This is a genomic window from Kocuria sp. CCUG 69068, assembly GCF_020833785.1.
GTDB classification, from domain to species: domain Bacteria; phylum Actinomycetota; class Actinomycetes; order Actinomycetales; family Micrococcaceae; genus Kocuria; species Kocuria rosea.
The window spans coordinates 1-5,796 of record NZ_PDDL01000155.1 but is presented as its reverse complement, the minus strand read 5'-3'; the positions used below and the strand labels follow the sequence as shown (position 1 = coordinate 5,796).

The 5,796-nt window shown below is 73.3% G+C and carries 7 protein-coding genes and 1 pseudogene; 3 read left to right on the top strand and 5 right to left on the bottom strand.

Features of this window, described 5'->3' with window-relative positions:
- A pseudogene (locus CRM73_RS17855) lies at window positions 1-193 on the top strand (hypothetical protein); the annotation flags it as partial.
- A gap of 35 nt (window positions 194-228) precedes the next feature.
- On the top strand, window positions 229-1,251 hold the full coding sequence (gene galE, locus CRM73_RS17850) for a UDP-glucose 4-epimerase GalE (RefSeq protein ID WP_017833405.1): 1,023 nt from the start codon (window positions 229-231) through the stop codon (window positions 1,249-1,251).
- Between the two features lie 21 nt (window positions 1,252-1,272).
- Here galE and CRM73_RS17845 read toward each other — a convergent pair whose 3' ends face one another.
- From CRM73_RS17845 to fdxA, 4 genes are all read right to left on the bottom strand, one after another.
- Window positions 1,273-1,638 (bottom strand): hypothetical protein, encoded by a 366-nt coding sequence (locus CRM73_RS17845; protein WP_229588651.1) that lies wholly within the window; start codon window positions 1,636-1,638, stop codon window positions 1,273-1,275.
- A 100-nt stretch (window positions 1,639-1,738) separates the two neighbouring features.
- On the bottom strand, window positions 1,739-3,037 hold the full coding sequence (locus CRM73_RS17840) for a citrate synthase (protein WP_017833403.1): 1,299 nt from the start codon (window positions 3,035-3,037) through the stop codon (window positions 1,739-1,741).
- 164 nt (window positions 3,038-3,201) lie between these two features.
- Window positions 3,202-4,347, bottom strand: a complete 1,146-nt coding sequence (dapC, locus tag CRM73_RS17835) for a succinyldiaminopimelate transaminase (protein WP_017833402.1) — start codon at window positions 4,345-4,347, stop codon at window positions 3,202-3,204.
- Window positions 4,344-4,676: a ferredoxin gene (fdxA, locus tag CRM73_RS17830; RefSeq protein WP_017833401.1), complete on the bottom strand. Its 333-nt coding sequence runs from the start codon at window positions 4,674-4,676 to the stop codon at window positions 4,344-4,346. Before fdxA ends, dapC begins: the two co-directional genes overlap by 4 nt.
- 71 nt (window positions 4,677-4,747) lie before the next feature.
- Between fdxA and CRM73_RS17825 the strand changes: the two genes are divergently transcribed.
- Window positions 4,748-5,038, top strand: a complete 291-nt coding sequence (locus CRM73_RS17825) for a hypothetical protein (protein ID WP_229588650.1) — start codon at window positions 4,748-4,750, stop codon at window positions 5,036-5,038.
- A gap of 35 nt (window positions 5,039-5,073) precedes the next feature.
- Here CRM73_RS17825 and CRM73_RS17820 read toward each other — a convergent pair.
- On the bottom strand, window positions 5,074-5,796 hold a 723-nt coding region (locus CRM73_RS17820), incomplete at its 5' end, for a hypothetical protein (RefSeq protein WP_229588649.1).

Here is a 5,796-nt window from a genome sequence, read left to right as displayed (position 1 = left end):
GGCGCACTGGGCGGTCGCACAGGCGGACGCGCTGGGCGTCGCCGAGGTGTCCTTCGACGGGCGCAGCTGGGTCCGGGCGGACCAGCGCACTGCCCGCTTCGCGCCCGCCCCGGGGTGGGTGGACGCCGCCGAGGCGCACCCGGAGGGCGCTCCCCCGCCCGACGACGTCGTGGTGGTCCTCGCGAGCCGCTGACGGGACCGCCGCGGCCCGGCCGATACGCTGGGGCCATGAAGATTCTCGTCACCGGGGGAACCGGCTACATCGGCTCGCACACCGTCCTCGCCCTGCTGGGGGCCGGGCACGACGTCGTCGTGATGGACAACCTCGCGAACTCCTCGCGGACCTCGCTGGAGCGGGTCGAGGAGCTCGCGGGACGCGCCGTCGAGGCGTTCGCGGAGGTCGACCTCCTCGACCCCGCGGGACTCGACGCCCTGTTCGCGGAGCACCGCCCGGAGGCCGTGATCCACTTCGCCGGGCTCAAGGCCGTCGGCGAGTCGGCCGAGCTGCCCCTGTGGTACTACCGCACCAACGTGGCCGGCACCCTCAACCTGCTGGACGCCATGGGGGCCCACGGCTGCCGGTCCATCGTGTTCTCCTCCTCGGCCACGGTCTACGGCGCCCCCGAGGAGATGCCGCTGACCGAGAAGCAGCCCATGGACGCGCAGAACCCGTACGGGCGGACCAAGGAGCACATCGAGGACATGCTCGTGGACCTCGCCGCGTCGGACCCGTCCTGGAACGTCGCCCTGCTGCGCTACTTCAACCCGGTGGGCGCCCACGAGTCCGGGCGGATCGGCGAGGACCCCTCGGGCGTGCCGAACAACCTGCTGCCGTTCATCGCCCAGGTGGCCGTGGGCCGGCGCGAGAAGCTGAAGGTGTACGGCGCCGACTACCCGACCGCCGACGGGACGGGCGTGCGCGACTACATCCACGTGGTGGACCTCGCCGACGGGCACCTCAGGGCCCTGGACCACATCACCGAGCACGGCGGGGTGCGCACCTGGAACCTGGGCACGGGCAAGGGCTACTCGGTGCTCGAGGTGCACGCCGCCTTCGAGCGGGCCTCCGGGCGCAGCATCCCCTACGAGATCACGGACCGGCGGCCCGGCGACGCCGCGGTGTCCTACGCCGATCCGTCGACGGCCCTGGCCGAGCTGGGCTGGTCCGCCGACCGGGACCTCGACACGATGTGCCGGGACCACTGGAACTGGCAGCGGAGCAACCCCGAGGGCTACGCCGCGGGCGCCTGAGCGCCGGTCCGGCCCCGGGGCTCACCAGCCCCGGGGCCGGACCACGTTCGGCGGGGCGTCGGCGAACAGGGCGGCCACCCGCCGCTCGTCGTGGCCGGCGATGCCCGTGCCCACCCGGGTGAGCCAGAACGTCAGCTCGGGGTGCTCCCGGGCGAAGGCCACGAACGCGGCCGCCTCCCGCTCGAGCTCCGGGAGCCCGCTCATGCTGTCGATCGCGTAAGAGCGCCCCTGCAGGCCGTGCCCCCGGCCCGGGACGGCGCCGAAGCGCTCGACGGCCGTGCGCGCCGCGCCCGCGAGGTGGGCGCCCCGGGCGTTGGAGCCGAAGACGAAGACGTCGTCCGGGCCGAGCACGGTGATCCGGTCCGGGGTGTGCCGCTGCTCGCTCATGCGACCACGCTACCGGGGCGGGCGCCGGCGCGGAACGGCGGACGCCGGGCCCGCGCCCCGCGAAGGGGACGGGCCCGGCGTCCGCCGGTGCCGGGACTGCTCAGCGCTGCGGGTAGTGCCGCTCGCCCTCGCCCACGTAGAGCTGGCGCGGGCGGCCGATCTTGGTCTCCGGGTCCTCGATCATCTCCCGCCACTGGGCGATCCAGCCGGGCAGCCGGCCGATCGCGAAGAGGACGGTGAACATCTTCTCGGGGAAGCCCATCGCCTTGTAGATGAGGCCCGTGTAGAAGTCGACGTTCGGGTAGAGCTTGCGCTCCACGAAGTAGTCGTCGGCGAGGGCCTTCTCCTCGAGCCGCATGGCGATCTCGAGCTGCTGGTCGTTGCCGCCCAGCTTCTCGAGGATCTCGTGGGCGTAGTCCTTGACGATGCGGGCCCGGGGGTCGTAGTTCTTGTAGACCCGGTGGCCGAAGCCCATGAGCCGGGCGCCGGACTCCTTGTTCTTGACCTGCTCCATGAAGTCCTCGGGCGTCACGCCCTGCGTCTCGATCCGGTTGAGCATCGCGAGCACGGCCTCGTTCGCGCCGCCGTGCAGCGGGCCGTAGAGGGCGTTGATGCCCGCGGAGACCGAGGCGAACATGTTGGCGTGGGAGGAGCCCACGAGCCGGACGGTGGAGGTGGAGCAGTTCTGCTCGTGGTCCGCGTGCAGCATCAGCAGCACGTCCAGGGCCTTCGCCATGGCCGGGTCGATCTCGTAGTCCTCGGCGGGCACGCCGAAGCACATGCGCAGGAAGTTCTCCGTGTAGCTGAGGTCGTTCTGCGGGTAGAGCATCGGCTCGCCCTTGGACTTCTTGTAGGCGTAGGCGGCCAGGGTGGGCACCTTCGCGAGCAGCCGGATGGTGGAGATCTCCACCTGCTCCTGGTCGAACGGGTCGAGGGAGTCCCCGTAGAACGTGGACAGCGCCGAGACGGCCGAGGACAGCACGGGCATCGGGTGGGCGTTGCGCGGGAACCCGTTGAAGAAGCTCTTGAGGTCCTCGTGGACCATGGTGTGCCGGCGGATCCGGGTGTCGAAGTCCTCGAGCTCGGACGGCGAGGGCAGCTCGCCGTAGATGAGCAGGTAGGCGGTCTCGATGAAGCTGGAGTGCTGGGCGAGCTCCTCGATCGGGTAGCCCCGGTACCGGAGGATGCCGTTGTTGCCGTCGATGTAGGTGATGGCGGAGCGCGCGTTCGCCGTGTTCATGAACCCGGGGTCGAAGGCGACGTTGCCGGTCTCCTTGAGCATGTTCGTGATCGCGTAGCCGCGGTTGCCCTCGGTGGCGTCCTGGAGGGGCAGCTCGAGGGGGCTTCCGTTCCCGTAGTCGAGCCGGGCCGTCCCGGTCTTCTGTGCAGACTCAGTCATGTTCGTCCTCCGCGAGTGGATGTCGGTGTCCGGTGCCCGTGGTCGCCGCGCCGGGCGCCACCGTCGGCGCAGCACGGCCGTGTCCCGGGACACAGCGATCGTCAGGGTCCAACCTACCTGCTCCGTCCGCGCCGCGACCAATCCCGGCGGCGCCGGGGACCGTGTCAGGCGCGGCCGAGCCGCTCCACGGCGGCGTCGATGCGCTCGTCGGTGGCGGTCAGGGCGAGACGCACGTACCCCTCGCCGGCCGTGCCGTAGAACACCCCCGGGCCCACCACGACGCCCCGCTCCGCGAAGCGCTGCACCGTGGTCCAGGTGTCCTCCCCCGCCGTGCACCACAGGTAGAGCCCGGCCTCGGAGTGCTCGACCCGCAGCCCGAAGGCCTCGGCCGCGGGGACGAGCCGCTCGCGGCGGGACCGGTAGAGCGCCTTCTGGGCGGTGACGTGGGCGTCGTCGCCCAGGGCGGCCCGCATGGCCTCCTGGATCGGGGCGGGCACGATCATCCCGGCGTGCTTGCGGGAGTTGACGAGGCTCGCCATGAGCCGGGGGTCGCCGGCGAGGAACGCGGCCCGGTAGCCGGCGGCGTTGGACTGCTTCGACAGGGAGTACGCGGACAGCAGCAGGGAGTGGTCCCCGCCGCTGACCCGGGGGTCGAGCACCGACGGGACCGGGGCGCCGCCCTGCTGGACGTCCCAGGCGCCCCAGCCGAGCTCGGCGTAGCACTCGTCGGAGGCGACCACGGCCCCGAGGGCGCGGGCCTGGTCGACCACCCGCCGCAGCGACGCCGCGTCCCGGACGATGCCGGTGGGGTTGGCGGGCGAGTTCAGCCACACCATGCGCACGCGGGAGCGCACGTCGTCGTCGAGCTCGTCGAGGTCGTCCGCGGCCACGGCCTCGGCGCCCGCCAGCTGGGCCCCGATGTCGTAGGTCGGGTAGGCGACCGTGGGCCGCACGACGACGTCGCCGGGGCGCAGGCCGAGCAGCAGCGGCAGCCAGGCGACCAGCTCCTTGGAGCCGACCGTGGGCATGACCGCGGCGGGGTCCAGGCCGGTCACGCCGCGGCGCCGCGCGTACCAGGCGACGACGGCCTCGCGCAGGGCGGGGGTGCCGTGGGTGGTCGGGTAGCCGTGGGCGTCGGCGGCGGCGGCCAGCGCGTCCTGGACGACCAGGGGCGTGGGGTCCACGGGCGTGCCGATGGACAGGTCCACGACCCCACCGGGGTGCTCCGCGGCGACAGCCCGGTACGGGGCCATCGTGTCCCACGGGTAGTCGGGCAGGGCGAGGCCGAAGGAACGGTCCCCCTGCGTCACAGGGCGACGTCCTGGTTCTGCGGGGGCAGCGCCGCGATCATGGGGTGGTCCGTGTGCGTGTTGCCGAGCTTCGCGGCGCCACCGGGCGAGCCGAGGTCGTCGAAGAACTCGACGTTCGCCTTGTAGTAGTCGGCCCACTCCTCGGGGGTGTCGTCCTCGTAGTAGATGGCCTCGACGGGGCACACCGGTTCGCACGCACCGCAGTCCACGCACTCGTCGGGGTGGATGTAGAGCGAGCGCTCCCCCTCGTAGATGCAGTCGACGGGGCACTCCTCGACGCAGGCCTTGTCCTTCACGTCGACACAGGGCTGGGCGATGACGTAGGTCACGGCGGTTCGAACCTTTCTCCTGGGATTGCTCCGACCAGTCTAGCCACGGTGCCCTGGCTAGGATGACAGCCATGGAGCATCCGACATCCGGCTCAACATCGCCGTCCGGGACGTCATCTTCGGCGCTGGGCCTGCTCACCGGCCTGCCGGCTGGTACGCGCGTGAGCGTGCGCTACGCCCTGCCGGCCGACGACGCCTCCGGGCTGCCGCTCACCGACGCGCTGGGCGAGCTGCTGGCCGCCGACGAGGAGTCCGTCACGGTGCGGACCCGCCGAGGGGACGTGCTGATCGGCGCCGGCGGGATCCGGGCCGCCCGGGTGGTCCCGCCCGCGCCGCCGCGGCGCCGGCCCCGGGGGGCCTGAGCACCGGGCTCCGCCCAGGCGGGCGCCGGGGGGGCTCAGCCCGCGCCGGTCCTGCGCCGCCGGGCGCGCAGCCACCGGGCCGTGACGAGCACGGACAGCAGGGTCGTCGCGAAGACCAGCCCGAACCAGGCCAGCCCCAGGATCCCCACGGGCGTGCCGGGGTCCGTCACGACGATCACGGAACCGTCCCCGCCGTAGGCGAAGAGCCAGGAGACGAGGTAGCCGGTCAGCCCCGGCACGGCGGCGGCCCACACGCGGCGGGTCGCGGTGCCGACCCACAGGGACACGCTGAGCAGCAGGGCGGTCGCGAAGAGCAGCCCCCACGGGAGCCACCACCCGGCGGGCGCGTACCAGACGGCGCTGTGCAGCACCGTGGCCACGGACGCCGCCACGGCCCCGGCCGCGACGGACGTCACGAGGGCCGAGAGCACGGATGCCCGGGCGCGACCGGGCGTCTCCTCCTCCGCGGCGACCGCGTCCGGGTCCCCGGCGAGCAGCCGGTAGGTCTCGAGGGCGCTGAAGGGCTGCCACACCCCGTTCGAGAGGGCGAAGCGCGAGCCGTCCCCGGAGAGCACCAGCTGGGTGGCGTGGGCGGCCATGGCGGCCCGCTTGCGCCCGGCGGAGCCGTGCACCGCGGCCTGCGGCCGCGGGTCCTCGGACCGCGCCTCGCCCTCGACGGCCCACACGAGGGGGGTGTGCCAGGGGTCGACGGGCTCCCCGTCGGCGTCCGCGCCCGGACGGGCGGCCAGCTCGGCGCC